The 18,508-nt window shown below is 68.9% G+C and carries 18 protein-coding genes and 1 CRISPR repeat array; of the genes, 11 read left to right on the top strand and 7 right to left on the bottom strand.

Features of this window, described 5'->3' with window-relative positions; all coding sequences use genetic code 11:
• The 4 genes from cas5e to cas2e form a co-directional block, all read left to right on the top strand.
• On the top strand, positions 1-631 hold a 631-nt coding region (gene cas5e, locus GZ998_RS08680; protein ID WP_257505690.1), incomplete at its 5' end, for a type I-E CRISPR-associated protein Cas5/CasD.
• Positions 622-1,305 (top strand): type I-E CRISPR-associated protein Cas6/Cse3/CasE, encoded by a 684-nt coding sequence (gene cas6e / locus GZ998_RS08675; RefSeq protein ID WP_162678798.1) that lies wholly within the window; start codon positions 622-624, stop codon positions 1,303-1,305. The genes cas5e and cas6e, both read left to right, overlap by 10 nt.
• A 3-nt stretch (positions 1,306-1,308) precedes the next feature.
• On the top strand, positions 1,309-2,247 hold the full coding sequence (gene cas1e / locus GZ998_RS08670) for a type I-E CRISPR-associated endonuclease Cas1e (protein ID WP_161923688.1): 939 nt from the start codon (positions 1,309-1,311) through the stop codon (positions 2,245-2,247).
• On the top strand, positions 2,241-2,633 hold the full coding sequence (cas2e, locus tag GZ998_RS08665) for a type I-E CRISPR-associated endoribonuclease Cas2e (protein ID WP_162678797.1): 393 nt from the start codon (positions 2,241-2,243) through the stop codon (positions 2,631-2,633). The genes cas1e and cas2e overlap by 7 nt, the downstream gene beginning before the upstream one ends.
• Before the next feature lie 56 nt (positions 2,634-2,689).
• Positions 2,690-5,282: a CRISPR direct-repeat array (repeat unit 28 nt; unit sequence GTCGACCCCGCGCGAGCGGGGATGATCC).
• A gap of 36 nt (positions 5,283-5,318) precedes the next feature.
• Here the strand turns inward: cas2e and GZ998_RS08660 are convergent.
• Positions 5,319-6,485, bottom strand: a complete 1,167-nt coding sequence (locus tag GZ998_RS08660) for a GTP-binding protein (protein ID WP_308807193.1) — start codon at positions 6,483-6,485, stop codon at positions 5,319-5,321.
• A 49-nt stretch (positions 6,486-6,534) separates the two neighbouring features.
• Here GZ998_RS08660 and rpmB point away from each other — a divergent pair, with 49 nt between their 5' ends.
• The 6 genes from rpmB to purU all read left to right on the top strand — a co-directional run bounded on the left by rpmB (position 6,535) and on the right by purU (position 8,721).
• Positions 6,535-6,771 (top strand): 50S ribosomal protein L28, encoded by a 237-nt coding sequence (gene rpmB, locus GZ998_RS08655; protein WP_219109604.1) that lies wholly within the window; start codon positions 6,535-6,537, stop codon positions 6,769-6,771.
• Entirely contained in the window at positions 6,771-6,944 is a 174-nt protein-coding gene (gene rpmG, locus GZ998_RS08650) for a 50S ribosomal protein L33 (RefSeq protein ID WP_162679104.1), read from the top strand. The genes rpmB and rpmG overlap by 1 nt, the downstream gene beginning before the upstream one ends.
• A complete protein-coding gene (gene rpsN, locus GZ998_RS08645) occupies positions 6,944-7,246 on the top strand; it encodes a 30S ribosomal protein S14 (RefSeq protein ID WP_219109603.1) in 303 nt (100 codons plus the stop codon). Before rpmG ends, rpsN begins: the two co-directional genes overlap by 1 nt.
• A 73-nt stretch (positions 7,247-7,319) precedes the next feature.
• Positions 7,320-7,571 carry a type B 50S ribosomal protein L31 gene (locus GZ998_RS08640; RefSeq protein ID WP_161923683.1) on the top strand — a complete coding sequence of 84 codons (252 nt, stop codon included), beginning with the start codon at positions 7,320-7,322 and terminating at the stop codon, positions 7,569-7,571.
• Positions 7,572-7,601: 30 nt separating this feature from the next.
• The gene (gene ykgO / locus GZ998_RS08635) at positions 7,602-7,724 is read left to right on the top strand and encodes a type B 50S ribosomal protein L36 (protein ID WP_017194831.1); all 123 of its coding nucleotides are present in this window, start codon (positions 7,602-7,604) and stop codon (positions 7,722-7,724) included.
• 121 nt (positions 7,725-7,845) lie between these two features.
• Positions 7,846-8,721 carry a formyltetrahydrofolate deformylase gene (gene purU, locus GZ998_RS08630; RefSeq protein ID WP_161923682.1) on the top strand — a complete coding sequence of 292 codons (876 nt, stop codon included), beginning with the start codon at positions 7,846-7,848 and terminating at the stop codon, positions 8,719-8,721.
• A 92-nt stretch (positions 8,722-8,813) separates the two neighbouring features.
• Here the strand turns inward: purU and GZ998_RS08625 are convergent, their stop codons facing one another.
• From GZ998_RS08625 to argF, 5 genes are all read right to left on the bottom strand, one after another.
• On the bottom strand, positions 8,814-10,469 hold the full coding sequence (locus GZ998_RS08625; RefSeq protein ID WP_219109602.1) for a S1C family serine protease: 1,656 nt from the start codon (positions 10,467-10,469) through the stop codon (positions 8,814-8,816).
• A gap of 163 nt (positions 10,470-10,632) precedes the next feature.
• Positions 10,633-12,459, bottom strand: a complete 1,827-nt coding sequence (gene menD / locus GZ998_RS08620) for a 2-succinyl-5-enolpyruvyl-6-hydroxy-3-cyclohexene-1-carboxylic-acid synthase (RefSeq protein ID WP_219109601.1) — start codon at positions 12,457-12,459, stop codon at positions 10,633-10,635.
• Positions 12,456-13,637: an o-succinylbenzoate synthase gene (locus tag GZ998_RS08615; protein WP_308807192.1), complete on the bottom strand. Its 1,182-nt coding sequence runs from the start codon at positions 13,635-13,637 to the stop codon at positions 12,456-12,458. Before GZ998_RS08615 ends, menD begins: the two co-directional genes overlap by 4 nt.
• A 76-nt stretch (positions 13,638-13,713) precedes the next feature.
• The gene (locus GZ998_RS08610) at positions 13,714-13,893 is read right to left on the bottom strand and encodes a hypothetical protein (RefSeq protein WP_162679108.1); all 180 of its coding nucleotides are present in this window, start codon (positions 13,891-13,893) and stop codon (positions 13,714-13,716) included.
• Positions 13,894-14,111: 218 nt separating this feature from the next.
• The gene (gene argF, locus GZ998_RS08605) at positions 14,112-15,173 is read right to left on the bottom strand and encodes an ornithine carbamoyltransferase (RefSeq protein WP_219109600.1); all 1,062 of its coding nucleotides are present in this window, start codon (positions 15,171-15,173) and stop codon (positions 14,112-14,114) included.
• A gap of 564 nt (positions 15,174-15,737) precedes the next feature.
• On the opposite strand from argF, the gene GZ998_RS08600 reads away from it, so the two are divergent.
• Positions 15,738-16,442, top strand: coding sequence for a CoA pyrophosphatase (locus GZ998_RS08600; RefSeq protein ID WP_219109599.1), 705 nt, complete (start codon positions 15,738-15,740; stop codon positions 16,440-16,442).
• A 203-nt stretch (positions 16,443-16,645) separates the two neighbouring features.
• Here the strand turns inward: GZ998_RS08600 and GZ998_RS08595 are convergent, their stop codons facing one another.
• Positions 16,646-18,034, bottom strand: a complete 1,389-nt coding sequence (locus GZ998_RS08595) for an arginine deiminase family protein (RefSeq protein WP_219109621.1) — start codon at positions 18,032-18,034, stop codon at positions 16,646-16,648.
• Positions 18,035-18,508 lie beyond the last annotated feature (474 nt).

The raw sequence follows: 18,508 nt of genomic DNA, 5'->3' as shown, positions 1-18,508 counted from the left end.
CGGCATGCTCGCCTCCGCCGTCGGCCGACGGCGGACAGATCCGATCGAGGATCTACTCAGGCTCCGCTTCGGCGTCCGCAAGGACCAGCCCGGCACTGTGATCCGCGACTTTCACACCGCCCGATCGCTCGACGGCAAGGACTCCATGCCGCTTTCGGAGCGCTACTACCTTACCGACGCCGTATTCCTGGCCGGGATTGAGGGTGACGAGGCGCTCCTTCAGGGGCTTGACGAGGCGGTCAAGCACCCCGTCTTTCCCCTGTACCTGGGCAGACGCTCATGTCCGCCGACGCAGCCCGTGTCATTGGGGCTGCGCGATGCGTCGCTTTACGACGCCCTCAGGGAGGAACCTTGGTTGGCCTCACCTTGGTTCCGTCGGCGACGTCGGCACTCGGCTTTCAGAGCCGAATTGCTGCTGGACCTGGATGCCGTGCCGGCCGATGCTCACACGGGTGCTCTCCGCGGAAGTCGTGATGTTCCGGCGTCCTTCGATCCGCGCCGTCGCGAGTACGGGTTCCGTCAAGTAGAACGGCTGGAGGTGCCGGTGACCGCTCCCGCGGATAAGCCGTCCTCATCCGCGGATAACCACGATCCGATGGCCGATGTGGAGGAGGCCGCGCAGTGTTCCTGACGAAGATTGACCTCGATCCATCCCGGCGTCTTGCCCGTAAGTACCTGGGCTCGCCGCAGGTCATGCACGCCGTCGTTATGAAGGCTGCGGGAGTGGATGCGGTGGGCGGCGCAGGTAGGGTCCTGTGGCGGGCTGACCCCGGAGCAAGTACCTCGCTCTACTTGCTCACCCCCTCGGAGCCCGACTGCACGCAGATCGTGTCCGAGGCCGGTGTGCTTGGCTCGCAGGCACGAACTCTCGACTACTCGCCGTTCTTGGAACAGCTGGACTCCGGCCAGCTGTGGGCGTTCCGTCTGGCCGCCAACCCCTCGCGTTCGGTCGCGCAGGGCCCCGGCAAACGCGGAAAGCGGTACGGGCACGTGACCGTTGAGCAGCAACGGCAGTGGCTGGTAAGCCGCACCCCTAACTACGGATTCGAGCTTGTCCCAGCCGAGGGGTACGACGGCGAGGCAGCGCAGTCCGTCGTCGTCGTCCGCCGAGAGCGCCCGATCTTCAACCGTCAGCGGCCTGACGCCGAGGTACGCGACCGAGTCACGATCAACCGGACCGTTTATGAAGGTGTGCTGCACGTGACGGATCCGGACAGGCTCCGTCACGCGTTAGTGGCAGGGATCGGGCGTTCAAAGGCGTATGGGTGTGGGCTCATGACCCTCGCACGAGTGGGGCGGCGCTGAACCATGGCCCGGATGCTGCCGGTTCCCGTGACTGCGCTCCCCCGCGTGCAGGATCGCATGACATTCCTCTATGTGGAGCAATGCGTGGTGCACCGCGAGGACGGAGCGCTTACAGCACGCAATGACCAGGGCACTGTCCGAGTCCCGGCAGCCTCGCTGATCGCGGTGCTTTTGGGTCCCGGCACCTCGGTGAGCCATCAGGCCATGTGTCTGCTGGGCGAGTGCGGGACGACTGCCGTCTGGGTCGGTGAACGGGGCGTGCGCTACTACGCGCATGGACGCTCGTTGGCCACCTCGACCCGCTTGCTGGAGGAGCAGGCGGCCAGAGTCTCCTCGCCGCAGAAGCGTCTGCGGGTGGCCCGGGAGATGTACTCCATGCGTTTCCATGGTGAGGACGTCAGTGGCCTCACCATGCAGCAGCTGCGCGGAAGGGAGGGTGCCCGTGTGCGCGAAATCTATCGGGAGAACTCCCGCAGGACCGGCGTTCCGTGGACTCGCCGCGACTACCGGCCCGATGACTTCGAGGCGTCAGATCCGATCAACCAGGCGCTGTCCGCCGCCCATGCTGCCCTTTACGGAGTAGTGCACGGCGTCATTGTCTCGCTGGGTTGTTCGCCGGGCCTGGGCTTCGTGCATACCGGGCACGAGCGTTCCTTCGTGTACGACGTCGCTGACCTTTATAAGGCGGAGACTACGATCCCCATGGCCTTCGACGTCGTGGCCGAGGGCATGGAGGACTTGACCGGCACTACCAGGCGTCGAGTGCGCGACAAGGTGTTCGACTTGCGCGTCATTGAACGCGCCGTCAAGGACATCTGCAACTTGCTGGGCGCCGAGGCGGAGGATGATCTGAGCGTCAACGTGGTTTCCCTGTGGGATTACCAACGCCGTCTAGTTGCCGGTGGCGCGAACTACTCGGAAGAGGATGCGGGCGGATGGTAGTGCTGATTCTTTCCGCCGCGCCCGCCTCTCTGCGTGGCGCTATGACGCGTTGGCTGCTCGAGGTGAGTCCGGGCGTGTTTGTCGGTCGTCTGTCAGCCCGGGTGCGTGAACAGTTGTGGGAGCTCATCAGGGCGTACATCGGCGACGGTAGGGCACTGCTCATCTGGTCCACACGCTCCGAGCAGCACTTCGAAATCGCTTCTCTAGGCCACGATCGCGACCCGGTCGATATCGAGGGCTGCATAGTGATGCGTACACCGTACCGGCAGATCGAAGGAGCCAAGTCGATTCCCGGCGCGGTGAGACCAGCCAAGGAGTCATGGTCGATCGCTGCTCGACGGCGTCGCTTCCGCAACTCGGCGGAGCGGGCACTAGGTCAGCAGTAAAGGAATCACGTGTAGAGTTTGCTGTCGTGGCGTTGGGATTCCAAGGATCCGCAAGTGTCGACCCCGCGCGAGCGGGGATGATCCGACCGTCCTCGCTGTCTTCCGCACGGTGGCTGGGTCGACCCCGCGCGAGCGGGGATGATCCGGTGATCTCCACAGGCTCGTTGGCCAACACCATGTCGACCCCGCGCGAGCGGGGATGATCCCCCATGGCGGTTGATTTCTCGATCATGGGAGCGGTCGACCCCGCGCGAGCGGGGATGATCCGCGCTGACATCACGCGACCTCCTTGTCGCCAGCGTCGACCCCGCGCGAGCGGGGATGATCCCCGCACGCTCAATACGCACATCCATCTCGCTGAGTCGACCCCGCGCGAGCGGGGATGATCCGGACCAGGGCATTACCGACGGCTCCCTGATGTCGTCGACCCCGCGCGAGCGGGGATGATCCGCGAGGCCGCCCCACACCCGCAATTGGGTGTGGGTCGACCCCGCGCGAGCGGGGATGATCCGGGAGGCCCGACCATGGCAGACGACCAGGAGACGTCGACCCCGCGCGAGCGGGGATGATCCGGTCCAGGGTGTCTGCCCGGTGACGTAGGTGTTGTCGACCCCGCGCGAGCGGGGATGATCCCACCACGTCGCCCGGGACCGGGCTGGTGACAGGGTCGACCCCGCGCGAGCGGGGATGATCCCAGCTCCCCCACATAGTTGGGCAGGTTGTAGGTGTCGACCCCGCGCGAGCGGGGATGATCCGACGAGCAAGCGCCGGCTGGATTGGTCTCGTGGGTCGACCCCGCGCGAGCGGGGATGATCCGCACTCATGAGAGATCCTCCTCCTGACACAAACGTCGACCCCGCGCGAGCGGGGATGATCCCGCCGCCTTGGGGGCGGCGAGCAGGAATACGCCGTCGACCCCGCGCGAGCGGGGATGATCCCACCGTGTACCGGTGGCGCGACGGCCGCGAGGAGTCGACCCCGCGCGAGCGGGGATGATCCGACGGCGGCGAGGGCCCCGAAAATCAGCGCGAGGTCGACCCCGCGCGAGCGGGGATGATCCGCGCGTCCCGGTAGATCGAGCTCTGCTGGATGGCGTCGACCCCGCGCGAGCGGGGATGATCCGGGGCGGGCACCGCCGGCGCGGACTCATTAGCGGTCGACCCCGCGCGAGCGGGGATGATCCGAGCATCCGGACGGCACTCACCGGCTGCTACAGGTCGACCCCGCGCGAGCGGGGATGATCCCCCCGGAGCCCCTGCCGGTGCGGGGCGGCTCGTGTCGACCCCGCGCGAGCGGGGATGATCCGGCTGTGGGGGCTGGCCGATGAGCCCGCCGCCCGTCGACCCCGCGCGAGCGGGGATGATCCCCGGAGCCTGCACTCCCCGGTGACCGGCGCGCCGTCGACCCCGCGCGAGCGGGGATGATCCCGCGTCCAGCACGGCGTCCTCGGTCAGGGCACTGTCGACCCCGCGCGAGCGGGGATGATCCCACGCCGGTCACGAAGTTGATCAGCCCCCTGCAGGTCGACCCCGCGCGAGCGGGGATGATCCCACGTTCCGGGTGCCGACCACCTGCCTCGGGGCGTCGACCCCGCGCGAGCGGGGATGATCCTGCACGTCGTATACCACGGAAACGCCCACCTGGGTCGACCCCGCGCGAGCGGGGATGATCCCCGCGTTCAAAAGCCGTGTCCAAAACCCCCGCAGTCGACCCCGCGCGAGCGGGGATGATCCCCAGAAGCCCGACTACCGCACCCGGTTCATGTTGTCGACCCCGCGCGAGCGGGGATGATCCGAGTTCGACACTGACGCGGTGCGGGCGCTCGCCAGTCGACCCCGCGCGAGCGGGGATGATCCGGCCAGGTTGGTGAGCCTGGTGCCGGTGACTAGGTCGACCCCGCGCAAGCGGGGATGATCCTCCGCGCTCACCGACGGGTGACGGGTACCCGTCGTCGACCCCGCGCGAGCGGGGATGATCCACCGACGGCGCACCACCATTCCAGATCGGACCCGTCGACCCCGCGCGAGCGGGGATGATCCCAACGACGGAACCCCGGCCGCTGGGGACCGGGGATCGACCCCGCGCGAGCGGGGATGATCCGGACGACACGCCCCCGGAGCGGCCCTCCAGGCCGTCGACCCCGCGCGAGCGGGGATGATCCTCCGGAGCCGCTGCCGGTGTCGGAGCGTGTGGTGTCGACCCCGCGCGAGCGGGGATGATCCTCCTGGGAGGACGCCCCGCCGGGGGCCTTTTTGGTCGACCCCGCGCGAGCGGGGATGATCCGCTCAATGACCTCGTCGGCCGTGCGCGGGAGAGTCGACCCCGCGCGAGCGGGGATGATCCGGACGCCGAGATCGCCACCGGCATGGGCCTGGTGTCGACCCCGCGCGAGCGGGGATGATCCTACATAGGTGCTGGTTGTAGTACTGCCGCACGGGTCGACCCCGCGCGAGCGGGGATGATCCCCTCGTCGGCCCGGAGAAGGCGCGGGCCGTGCTCGTCGACCCCGCGCGAGCGGGGATGATCCCCGCGCCGTCCACGATCCGCGCCGCGGCCGCCAGTCGACCCCGCGCGAGCGGGGATGATCCGCATCGCTAGAGCAGCTGTCTTGTAAACAGCCGGTCAACCCCGCACGAGCTGCGACAATGCGCCCCCACCGACCGCCTCACTTCATCGGGGAAGCGCTCATTCCCGCCCGAACCAGTCCTCCAGCCCGTCTGGGACCCCGACCCAGGCCAGTGCCTCACCCATCTCCTCCGGTCGCAGCAGTATCCGGTGAAAGGCGTCGGCAACGCGCGCACACTGCGCCTCATCCGCAATACCCGTGACAACCAGGTGGCAGCGCGGCACCTCCCCACCGCCCTGCTTCTCACCGCCCTGCTTCTGCCCTAGAGCCGCGCCCTCCAGCGAATTCACTTTCACACTCAGCGCTGCATCCCAGGGCCCGGCATCCCCCACACTGACAACTCCACCGGCCACCTCCCAGGTACACACGCGCCCAGGACGGCTGGGCAGCCAGAAGCAGCCGCGGGCGAGCAAACCATTACCGGCCAGATCGGCGACGAATTCGCGCAGCCGCCCCGGGTGGAAGGGCAGCTCGGAAAACAGGTCCAGCGTGCGCACCCCGTGCTCAATGGGTCCTCCCCACGCCCTGGTAGTGGCAGGATGCACGCGCGCCAGAGCCAGCTCAGCATCGTGCCGGACCGCTAGCAGCTCCGGAAGCATTGGCGTGTCCAAGCCCGGTAGCAGCAGCGTGTCGTGGGGGCGCAGATGCTCTACTAGGTCACGCCCGACCGGATCCTCGCCGAGGGTAACAACCACGTCCGCGTAGCCGATGCCGGCCATGTGTATCTCACCGCTGCAGCGGCCGTCGTCGGCGTACGCCCCGCCGGCGAATGCAGCCAACGACCGGTGCTCCAGCAACTGGTCAGCAGCGGAGTCGAGGTCAATGACGTGCGCGACTCCGGCGAGTGTCACGCCCGGCATCATTTCGAGCTCCACAGCCAGACCCGGGACCAGGTGCACTAGTTCCACCCCGACCGGCAGCAGGATAACGGTGGTTCCGTCCGCTTCGATTCGAGCTCGGTCCGCGCCGACGGCGATCAGCACCTCCCGTAGGGAACAGGTCCAGCACTCCCGGGAGCGGGGGACGTCGATGACTGACATGGCACTCGAGACCGTGCCCGAGTCCGACTCAATCGGCGACATAGTGGCGAGTCGTATGACTCCATGCTCGCCTTGCTCGGGGACAAGGGTCGCCTGAATGACGAGTGCCTCCTCGCCGTGTAGGGCGAGAGCGACCAGGTCAAGCAGCAGCGGGTCGACGGCGCTGATGAGCGTGAGGCAGTGCACGGCACCTCCAGTTGACGATAACGGGAATCGTTCGCATATAGTGCGCCCCATGAGCCGCTACTGCCAAGTCACAGGGGCCCGCCCAGTCACGGGGTACTCGATCTCACATTCCCACCGCCGCTCAAAGCGTCGGTGGCTGCCCAACCTGCAGACCAAGCACTACTGGGTGCCCTCTCTGGGAAGAAGGGTCACGCTCACGGTCAGCACCAAGGGCATCAAGATCATCGACAAGTTGGGCATTGACGTCGTCGTTGCGCAGATGCGCGCCAGAGGGGAGCGAGTCTGATGGCGTCCGCCAAGGGCAGGGATCTGCGTCCGGTCATCAAGCTGGTATCCACCGCCGGCACCGGATACACCTACGTCACCCGCAAGAACCGTCGTAATACACCGGACCGTCTGGTCATTCGCAAGTACGACCCGATCATCCGCAGGCATGTCGAATTCAAGGAGTCCCGCTGATGGCCAAGAAGTCCAAGCGCGTAGCCGATGCGCGCCGCCGCCGGACCGTATCCCGCTACGCCGAGCGGCGAGCGGAGCTGAAACGGGCTAGCGTCAGTCCCGCCCTGACCGAGCATGAGCGTCGCGCAGCCATGGCCGCCTTGCACGCGATGCCCCGCGACGCCTCCCCCACGCGGCTGCGCAACCGTGACGCCGTTGACGGCCGCCCGCGCGGCTATCTGCGCAAGGCTGGAGTCAGCCGAATCCGCTTCCGGGAGATGGCCCTACGCGGCGAATTACCCGGCATCACCAAGTCGTCCTGATAGGTCCTTCGGACCTCCATTCCGACGCTGCTACCAAAGTCAGTCCCACATGAGCTCGAGAAGGAATCACCACATGCGCCCGGGAATCCACCCCGACTACCACCCAGTGGTCTTTCGTGACAAGTCTGCCGACTTCGCCTTCCTCACGCGTTCCACCATCACCTCGCCCCGAACCATCCAATGGGAGGACGGCAACACCTACCCGCTGGTCGACGTCGACATCTCCAGCGCCTCGCACCCGTTCTGGACGGGCAGGGGCCGCGTTCTAGACACAGCCGGCCGGGTGGAGAAGTTCGAGAGGCGCTACGGCAAGCGCTCCCGCTGATACCCCCGCACGTCGCTGAAAGGAGATTCCATGAAGGTCCGCGCTTCCATCCGGTCACTTGCCAAGCAGCCGGGCAGCAAGGTGGTGCGCCGCCGCGGCCACACCTATGTCATCAACAAGAAGAACCCGCGTTTCAAGGCCCGCCAGGGCTGAGCACGAGCGGCGGGCGGTCGGGCTGTAGCGGCCCGCCCCAGCCCGGCCCGCCCCGCCGTCAATTCATCACCTGCCCGGTACCTGTTACCCCGCCCCCATCCGGCCCGGCTACCCTCCTGCCATGACCACGTCCGCTCCCGCCATGCCCGCCGACGCCCGCCACCTCGTGCTGACACTGTCCTGCCCAGACCGCCCCGGTATCGTCAACGCCGTCTCCGGCGCACTGGCCCGGCGCGGCGGTAACATCACCGAGTCCAAGCAGTTCGGCGACGAGGTCTCCGGCTTGTTCTTCATGCGCGTCCAGGTGATGACCACCGTGGCCCGGGAGGAGCTGGAGAAGGACCTGGCCGAGCTAGCCCGCACCTACTCCATGACCTGGTCGCTGGATGAGGTCGGCCGCCCCATGCGCACCCTGATCATGGTCTCCAAGGAGGGCCACTGCCTGACCGACCTGCTCTTCCGAGCCCGCAGCCAGGGCCTGCCGATCGACGTCGTCGGCGTGGTCGGCAACCATGAGGACCTGCAGCCGGTGGCCGACTTCTACGGGGTCCCCTTCCACCACGTCCCGGTCACCAAGGAGACCAAGGCCGACGCCGAGGCGCAGCTGCTGGAGCTAGTGGACTCCCTGGATGTTGAGCTGGTGGTGCTGGCTCGCTACATGCAGATCCTCTCCCCCGCCCTGTGCGAGCGCCTCCACGGCGCAGTGGTCAACATCCACCACTCGTTCCTGCCGAGCTTCAAGGGCGCCAACCCCTACCGGCAGGCCCATGAGCGCGGCGTGAAGCTGATCGGCGCGACCGCCCACTACGTAACCCCGGACCTGGATGAGGGTCCCATCATTGAGCAGGACGTCACCCGCGCCAGCCACGAGGACTCCGTGGATACGCTGCGCGCCAAGGGGCAGGACGTCGAGAGGCGGGTGCTCGCGCAGGCCGTGCGCTGGCACGCCGAGCACCGGGTGCTGCTCAACGGTCACCGAACAGTCGTCTTCGCCTGAGTCCGTGCATGAATTGGCCGGGACGCCCGTCTGACGCCCCGGCCAATTCAGCCGATGCCCAGCCGACTTCAGTCGGTTCGACCCGCTGCTGCTCAGGAGTCCTGGCGCTCCTTCAAGGTGACGGGAATCTCGATCTCCGCGCCGTCACGGATAACGGTCAAGGTGACCTCGTCCCCGGCGGAGTACTGCCGCACGAAGCCGGTCAGCGCGGCCGCCTGGCTGGTGGCCTTCCCATCGATTGCGGTAATGACGTCACCCGCCTTGATACCGGCCTGATCCGCGGGAGAACCGGACTCAACATCGCCGACCTCGGCACCGGCCCGAGTCACGCCCTCAGAGGTGGTGGCTCCACCATCGCCGATCGCTACACCCAGGTAGGCGTGTGTGGCCGTGCCGTTTTCAATCAGCTGGTCGGCGACCTTCTGCGCCAGGTTGGACGGGATCGCGAAGCCGATGCCGATTGAGCCTGCCGACTCCGCCGAGCTCGACATGCTGGCGATCGAGCTGGTGATACCGATGACGGCACCGGTGTCATCGAACAGCGGGCCACCGGAGTTGCCGGGGTTCACCGCCGCGTCGATCTGAATGGCGTTGGTGTATACCTGCGTGGTGGTTGTCTGCGAGTGCCCCAGCAGGCCACTGAGCTGATCCGGCAGGGAGGAGCCACCCTGGTTGGATGTGTCAGTCTCCTCCTGGACGGTGACCACCGGGCGGTTCAGGGCGGAGATGATACCGGTGGTAGCCGTGGAGGACAGCCCCAGCGGGTTGCCGATAGCCATGACATTCTCACCCGTGACCAGATCGTCAGAGTTGCCGAACTGAGCTACCGTCAAGTCATTCGGGGCGTCAACCAGCTCAATGACGGCCAGGTCGGTGGCCGGGTCGGTACCGGTGGTCTCCGCCTCGTAGATGCGCCCGTCCGCCAGCGTCACCTGGATCTTGGAGGCACCGGCGACCACGTGGTTGTTAGTGATGATATGTCCGGACGAGTCGTAGATAACGCCGGAGCCGACGGCCGTGCCCTCACTGACAGCTACGGTGATGGAGACGACGGCGTTGGACACGGCCGCGGTGACAGCCTCCCAGTCGGGGGCAGTGCCGGTGGAGGAGACGGTCTGCGTCGTAGAACCGGTGGCAATCGCCGTCGGCGCCGAGGAGGAGCGGGCGGAGTCATCGCCGTCTCCCAGATAGTGCACCGCAGCCACCGCACCCCCGGAGGCGAGCAGGGCGGTCACCAGGGACGTGGCGATCACTCCGCCCCACCCCGGACCGCGGCTGCCCCCGCGGGGTTCAGGACCCGAGGGAGTCAGCGGCCGCCCCTGTGGCTGGTTCTGCGGCGGGAAGGGTGGCTGAGCGCTCCCGGCAGCGCTGGAGCTCTGTGCGCTCAACTGCTGGTAGGGGCTCTGGTAAGCACCCGCACCGGAGGCCTGGTCGGCGGTATTCCCGTAGGCCCAGGAGCCGGCGGCCTGCCCGGACGGCGCGTAGGGGGAGGATCCGGAGCCCGACGCGGAGTTGCGACCGAAGTTGTACCCGGCAGGCGCCTGGGGCGCGGACGTGTAGGGCGACGAAGAACCCGAAGCGCCGACTCCGTCAGGCCCGGGCCCGTAGGCGGCGCCACTCCCACCACCGGTGCCCGTGTAACCGGAGCCTGGATGAGTCGATGCCGGGCCGCCGCCCAGAGGCTGCGTGTCATCGCTCGACGGCCGGTTGGCGTCCCCGGATGCGGCGAAGGGATCGTTCGTGCTCATGGCTCTCCTCCTCGGGCCTCAGCCCGCTCAGTAGACGTCTCAAACCCAATACGCATGACCTGAGTCATCTCCGACACTAGTCTGGGACTTACCTGTGAAACTCGTGTTTAGGCTTGATATCACGCGTCGGTGGTGGAAAGCGCCACAGGCACGGTACACAAGATCATACGCGCACGTGTACCACGCTGAGCCCCCGCACCGGCTCGGTCAGCAGGGCCTGCATCGCGCCCAGGTCGGCAGGTCGGCGGACCCTGATGCCCAGGGCCGCCGCAAGCTCCCCCGGGTCGGTAGCCTGCGGCGCCGCAAAGAACCGGGCGAAGTCTGCCTGCGGCATCACCGCGGGGTACTCCAGGGTGGAGAAGATGGCACCCCCGCCGTCGTCAATGACAACGACCTGCAGGTCGGGCTCTGGTTCCAGCCTCCCGCGCGAAAGGCTCATGGCATCGTGGAGGAAGGTGAGATCTCCCACGACGGCGCGCACGGGCCGACCAGTAGTGGCAGCGCCCAGTGCAGTGGCGAGGGTGCCGTCGATGCCGGCCAGTCCCCGGTTGGCGACTGCGGCCGGCGCGGGTCCTGACGCGGGCGCGGCCAGCCGGTCCAGCCGGCGGATAGTCATGGAGGAACCGACAACGAGCAGGGGTGCGGCACCGGCTGGCGCACGCAGAGCGGCATCCCACACCGCGGTGACGGCAGCGTCCGCGGTCAGTGCCCCGGACCCCGGCTGCAGGCCGACGGCGGGCAGTGCTGCAACCGCGCCGCGCCATTGCGCCGTCCAGTCGCGCGGGCCGGGGCCGAGGCCCAGCGCGGCGGCAAGGTCGGCCGGCTGCGGGGACGCGCTGCCGTCGCCGACCACGGCTACGGAGCTGTGGTCAGCAGACGCTGCGGCAGCCGCGTGGAGCGGCACGACCCGCGCGGCAGTACCGGCTACATCCGTCCAGCGGGAGGTGGAGGTAAGCACGTCGATATGCAGGTCTTCGCGGGCGAGCAGGGCACTGACCGGTCGTGTGAGACTGGGGTGCCCGGCAACCACGATGTGCTCAACCTGCGCGGCAAGCCGCGTCCCCTCCGGGGCCGCCAAAAGCTCGGCGTAGCGGGTCAGGGCCTGGGGGCCGCCACGGGCCCCAGAGGTCGGCTCCGCCAGCAGCGGCCAGTCCAGGTACTCGGCCAGGGCGCGCGCATGACGACCGGAGGCGTCGCCGCTGTCCCCGGCGACGATGACGCCGCGCCGCTCCCGGCGCCCCGGTCCAGAGCCCTCCGGAGCCGGTTGCGCACCCGCCGGGTGCCGCAGGGTGGCGGGGGCGACAACAACAGGTGCGGCGGCACCGGCCGAGGCTCCTGGGGAGCCGCCCGGCGGCAGCGGTGCAGTACTCCGGTAAGCACCGGCAGCGTCGTCGAAGCCGGGCTCGGGCGCGAGCGGGGGCCGGAAGCGGACGTTTAGCTGCGCGGGGCCCGGGTCATTGGTCAGGGCACCGGTGGCGGCGTCCACTGCCCGGCGCACCTGGCCGGCGAGGGCACTCATACCTGCCCTCTCCCCCAGGTCGGCGGTGATGTCTGCGGGCAGGTCCACCACCGTGCGCGGGGCCGCACCGAAGATGCGGGTCTGCTCGGTGGTCTGGTTGGCGCCGGTGCCGACCGCCTCGTGGGGCCGGTCGGCGGTCACCAGCAGCAGAGGCACGCCGGCGGCATCGGCCTCAGCCACAGCCGGGTGCAGGTTGGCGACGGCGGTGCCGGAGGTAGTGACGACGGCGGCAGGGCGGCGAGTGCCGGCCAGCAGCTCCGCGCGGGCGCAGCCCAGGGCTACGAACCCGGCGGTGCGCTCGTCAATGACTACGCGCACCCGCAGTGCCCCTTCGCGTTCGGCGGCGGCTAGCGCGGGGACCAGGGGCGCGGAGCGGGAGCCGGGGGCGAGCACCACCTGGCGCACGCCGCCGCGAATCAGTGAAGTCACGATGGCGCGGGCGGCGGTAAGTGACGGCGGCGGGGCGGTCATAGGCGCAGTCCTGCCACAGCGAGGCCGGGGTCCGCGGCTTCACGTTCACGCCGGCGCTGCAGGGCGGCGGTGATGTGGGACAGGCGGGTGCGCCAGCGGGCGGTGACCTCGGCGTCGGCGGAGGCCGTGCGCAGCAGCGCCCGCGAGACATGCACGGGCCGTACCGGCAGGACGCCGTCGGCGGGCACGGCGGAGGGGGCCGCGACGTCCCGGGCGAGCAGCCGCACCGTGCCCAGCCCGCAGGCGTGTTCGAGTTCCGGCAGGGCGGCCGCGAGCACTACGCCCGCGCCGATGCCGACGCTGGTGTCGACGGCGGAGGAGACGACGGAGGGCAGGCCGAGGCGTTCGGCCAGTGCCAGGCAGCGGCGCACGCCGCCTAGCGGGGCGACCTTGAGGACGGCCACGTCTGCGGCCTTCAGGCGGGTCACGGCCAGCGGGTCTGCGGACAGGCGGATGGACTCGTCCGCAGCGACGGGGATATTGACCAGGCGACGCAGGTCCGCGAGCGCCTGCGTGCTGCCGCAGGGCTGTTCCACGTACTCCAGGCCCTGGGCGGCAGTGTCCAGCAGCGGCAGGATCTTGCGGGCGGTCTCCAGGTCCCAGGCACCGTTGACATCGATGCGGATGCGGCCGCCCGGGCCGACGGCGTCGCGGACGGCCTCGATGCGCGCCACGTCAGCGGCCAGCGCCTTGCGGTCGGAGGCGCGTGCACCGGTGACCTTGATCTTGACGGTGACGGGGCCGGCTTCGGGCTGGCGGGAGGCGCTGCGGCCTGGGCCGGTCGCGGCGCTCGCCCCCACCGCGGCGATTAGGGCGCGGGCGTGGTCGGGGGCGACGGCGGGAACGGTGATGTTCACGGGTACCGTCTGGCGGTAACGGGGTAGGTCGGCGTGGCCGACGATGGCCTGTTCCAGGGCGGAGGCGAGCCAGGGGGCGCAGGTATCGGCGTCGTAATTCCAGAAGGGGGCTAGTTCGCCCCATCCGGCGGGCCCGTGCAGGAGCACGCCGTCGCGGCGGGTCAGGCCGCGAAAGGGGGTGCGCATGGCTACGTCCCAGACAACCGCCTGGTCGATGTCGGCCAGCAACCGCCCGCCGACGCCGGCACGCAGGGCGTCCAGATCGAGTTCACCGCGCACGCGTGCCGACGCGGGTTCCGGGCCGCGGTTGGGGATGGTCACGCCGACAGAATAGCCAGGCGGCCGGGGCCTGGTGCCCGGGCGTAATGATCAGTGCCCAATGGCAACGATTCCGCCGTCAGTCCTCGTCCATGCCGTAGAACATCTTGCTGGCGGAATCTACGGCATGGTCCTCCCGGCTGGCGGTCTCCAGGCCTGTCAAACGCTGGGTTTGGGAGGCGTCGACGCTCGTCAGCGCCTCCAGCGGCGGCTCGTAAGATGTGAGTTCACCACTGAGTTCGGCAGCCGATGGTCGCACCCCACCGCCGGTCGGTGCTCGCGCCCGTGTCGGCAGGCTCCTGGGCCACCTGCTCATCCCCGTCCGGTAGCGCGGAGGTAATTGTCGTCGCGGCGGGCGGCTCGATCACGCCTTCGGGGTAGGTCAGCGCACGCACCGAGCCCAGGGCCAGTGTGAATGCACCTTTTCGTCCACAGCCTCCGCAGATTCTCTACCCCCGGATAACCGGACGTCCCGGATCAGCCGGCCTGCGCCGTCGTCGTTGCCGCCGCTGGATTCCCAAGGGTGGCGACCATGACGGCCTTGATGGTGTGCATGCGGTTCTCGGCCTGGTCGAAGACAATGGAGCGCTCGGACTCGAAGACGTCCTCGGTGACCTCTAGGCCGTCCATGCCGGTGGCCTGGTAGATCTCCTCCCCGATTGTGGTCTCGCGGTTGTGGTAGGCGGGCAGGCAGTGCATGAACTTCGCCTGCTCCCCCGCCTTTGCCATCAGGGCGGCATTGACCTGGTAGTCGCGCAGCAGCTCGATGCGCTCGGCCCACACGTCCTTCGGCTCCCCCATAGACACCCAGATGTCGGTGTGTACGAAGTCCACCCCGGCCACGCCCTCGTCCACGGACTCGGTGAGGGTGATGCGGGCGCCGGTGTCGGCGGCAACGGCCTGGGCGGCGGCGACGCAATCGTCGTCGGGCCACAGTTCCTTAGGGGCGACGATGCGCACGTCGGCGCCTAGTAGGGCACCTGCCACCAGCAGGGAGCGGCCCATGTTGAAGCGGGCGTCACCGACGTAGGCGTAGGCGATTTCGCGCGCGGGCTTGTCAGTGTGCTCCAGCATGGTCAGGCAGTCACACAGCATCTGGGTGGGGTGCCAGTCGTCGGTGAGCCCGTTCCACACCGGCACGCCCGACAGCTCGGCGAGCTGGTCCACCTTGGCCTGGGAGTCGCCGCGGTACTCGATGCCGTCGAACATGTGGCCCAGTACGCGGGCGGTGTCCGCCACGGATTCCTTGTGGCCGATCTGAGAACCGGAGGGGTCCAGGTAGGTGGTGTGGGCGCCCTGATCGTGGGCGCCGACCTCGAAGGAACAGCGGGTGCGTGTGGAGGTCTTCTCGAAGATCAGGGCGATGTTCTTGCCCCTCAGGTGTTGAGTCTCCTGGCCGGCTCGTTTGTCGGCCTTCAACTGTGCCGCCAGGGCGATCAGCGTCATCCACTCCTGCGGCGTGAAATCGAGTTCACGCAGGAAGCTGCGTCCCTTCAGCGAGGCGAGGACGGCGGGGTCTGGGGCCGGGATGGCGAGCATGCGAAGGTCCTTTCGAGGCGTGAGCTCAGGGGATGATCGTAGGGCATGCCTGGGCGGCGGCAGCCGTCCCGTGCCACACGCTCAGTCGGCACCCCCACCGGAGTCGGATATGTATGCACTGCACGACCCCGGGCCGCGTTCCACGACCTTGGTGTGTTTTCCACGACCCCGGGGTGGTCGTGGAAAACACACCAAGGTCGTGCAGTGTCACCCAGGGTCGCGCAAAATCACCACCCCCACACGCCGCCACGCCAAAACACGCGTTCACGCCGATAACCCGCACCAAGTGCGGGGCCCTGTCCCGTCGCGTCGCCGGAGGGTGCGGAAACGCTCGTTAAGCCCGCCGTTCCTGATTCACCGGTGAAAGCGGCATGGCCCGCGGACGAGGCCGCAGCATTGGCGCCGGTCGGCTCGGTTGAGGCGGCATCGTCGTCTGCGGCAACCGCCGCGGCCGCGCACGTCAGCTGACGCCACACGACTCTTCCCAGAGCCGGTTGCCATTGTCACCACCGCCGACTCGCCGTTAACCGTCGCCGACGATGAGGAAGCCGTAGCCTCACCCCCATGGGAGTGGTTGATGATCTTCGCCGGGTCGCGGCGGCAGCACCCCGCTTGGACGGGTTGGAGTCGCGGCGGGAGCGTGCGCAGGGGCTCAGGTCCTCGGGGCGCGCCCTGCAGCGCTCGGCCGTGCTCGTCCTATTCGGGGTGGGCGAGCAGGCGGTATCCCGCGGAGTGCGCGCCGACGGCGAGGGGGCATCGGTGGACGACCTCGACGTCGTTCTCACGCTGCGCTCCGCGGCGGTGAGGCACCACCCCGGTGAGGTCGCCTTCCCCGGCGGCGGGCTGGAGCCGACCGACGGGGGCGATCCCGCGGCAGCGGCTCTGCGTGAGGCATGGGAGGAGGCGGGCATCGAGCCGTCCGACGTGGATGTGCTCGGCGCGCTGCCGGAAGCGGCGCTGACCGCTTCGGCGAACCTGGTGACTCCGGTGCTCGGCTGGTGGGCGACGCCTCGGGATATGCGGCTGGATGGCACCGAGACGAGGTGGGCTACGCGGGTCGGGGTAGGTGCGCTCGTGGATCCGGCGGCTCGGCGTACATGGGTGCTGGAGCGCGGCGGACAGGTGTGGCGGGGCCCCGCCTTCGTCACCCGCGACGGCGGGCCGCTCGTGTGGGGCTTCACCGCTGCGGTGCTGTCCACGGTGATCGACGCCGCGGGCTGGACGGTGCCGTGGGCCGAGGCGCGAGAGATCAGCATCGTCGGGAAGTGAGCCGCGCAGTCGCCTCGGACATCAGAGCGAGCTCGGCGTCACTCGGCTCGGTCGCGGGTGTACGGCAAGGCCTCTCACGCGACTCAATCGCCTCGGACACCCGAGCAAGCTCGGCGTCACTCGGCTCAATCGCGCGTGTACGGCAAGGCCTCTCACGCGACTCAATCGCCTCGGACACCCGAGCAAGCTCGGCGTCACTCGGCTCAATCGCGCGTGACCGGGCAGGTCATGCAGTGGGCGCCGCCGCGACCGCGCACCAGCTCGACGCCGGGGGTCTCGATGACCTCCACACCCGCCCGGCGCAGCACATCGTTGGCCCGCTGGTTGTGCGCGTAGCCGATGACCCGCCCCGGCGCCAGGGCGACGACGTTGCAGGAGTCGCGGGACAGCTCGCGCAGCGCCTCGGCCTCGTCGGACATGTCGGGGCTGATCACCTTGAAGGCGTCGATGCCGGCGGCCCGGGCCAGGACGGCGTCCATGTCGCCGCCGTCGTGGACGGTTACCCGCAGGGCGGAGCCCTTGCTGGAGCCGTGGTTGGCGCCGGGCTCGATCTCCACGGTGGTGACGTCGTTGAAGCCGGAGAAGCGCAGGTAGGTGTCGGGGGCGACCATGGTCATGAGGGTGTCCAGGTGCATGACGGCGTCGAGCTCGGTGTAGAAGGCGCGGTCGGGCATGTGGATGCCGATGACCCGGTCGGCGACGCCGTCGGCGAAGAGCCGGGTCGCCAGGCGCTCCACACCGGCCGCACTGGAGCGGTGGGTTAGCCCCATGACCAGGGTGCGGTTACCCAGCACCTGGAAGTCGCCGCCCTCGACGGTGGCCGGGGAGGCGCCGTGAGGCTCCACCCACAGCGGGCCGCGCTCGCCCGGCGTCCGGTCCGACGACGTCGCCCCTTCCCCGCCCGAGACGGAGCCGACTCGGCTGGCGAAGGCGGGGTGGAAGCGGTAGACGGCCTCGTAGTTGACGGCCTCACGTCGGCGGGGGGCGAGCGCCATGGTGTTGACGGACACGCCGCCGTACAGCCAGGCGGAGGTGTCGCGGGTGAACAGGTGGTTGGGCAGGGGGGTGACCACGAACTGCCCCTCCAGGGTGGACAGGTAGGTGGTGGCGAACAGGGTGGCGGCGTCGGCGGGGTCCAGGCGCTCGCGCAGTTCGTTGCGGGTGATGCCGGCCAGGAGGACCTCGGCGAGTTCGGCGTCGGGCAGGCCGCCCAGGAAGTCGATGAGCACCTCGGAGGTGGACACGCCGACCGCCTGCGGGCCGACGGTCTCCTCCAGGACGAGGCGACGGGCCTCGGGGACGGCGAGGGTCTCGGTGAGCAGGTCGCGGAAGTCGTGGACGATCACGCCCTCGGCGCGCAGGATGGCGGTGAAGGCGTCGTGCTCGGCCTGGGCGCGGGCGATGTTCAGGGCGTCGTCGAACAGCAGGGAGTTGGCGTTGATCGGCGTGATACGGGCGATCTCCCGCCCGGGCCGGTGGACAATGACCTCGCGCAGGCGGCCGGTCTCGGAGTCGACGCGGCCGCCGCCGGCCGAGCGCGGGATGACCGTGCGGTCGGCGGGGTCCGAGGCCGTCTGGGGACTGGGCGTCATGAGCGTCATGGACACAGGCTAGCCGGGTCGAGCGGCGGGCGTGTGCGGGAGCACTGTGAGCCGGGCATGTTGCACGCCTCGGGCGCCCCGCCGCGGGACGGAATGTCCGAGTTCGGTACAAACGACTCCGACGTTTCCGGGCACCGTGGGCAAAACGTTGGAATCATGCGGTTTCAGAAACGGCCCCAGCGGCCCCTAACGGCCTTTATGCCGATCTTGGACATTTTGGGGCGCCCGCGCATGGGAACGAGCGCCAGCGACGGGCTGCGTGGGCGGGCAGGCCCTCACCCGACGTCACCCCGGAGTCCAGCGCCACGCCCTCAAACCGGAAGAGCCCAACAAACCTGGTCGGCGGCAGTGACGCCGCCGTAGCGGAACATCCGGCTCGTGCAGTGGCCTGGCACGCACAACCCTGACGAAGATCAGCCTATGATTCAGCTCATACTTTCCCTACACTCAGCCACATTTACGTCC

This window comes from Actinomyces sp. 594, from assembly GCF_019325145.1.
Classification (GTDB): Bacteria; Actinomycetota; Actinomycetes; order Actinomycetales; family Actinomycetaceae; genus Actinomyces.
The sequence above is the reverse complement of the archived record's forward strand: the minus strand, read 5'-3'. Positions and strand labels throughout refer to the sequence as shown.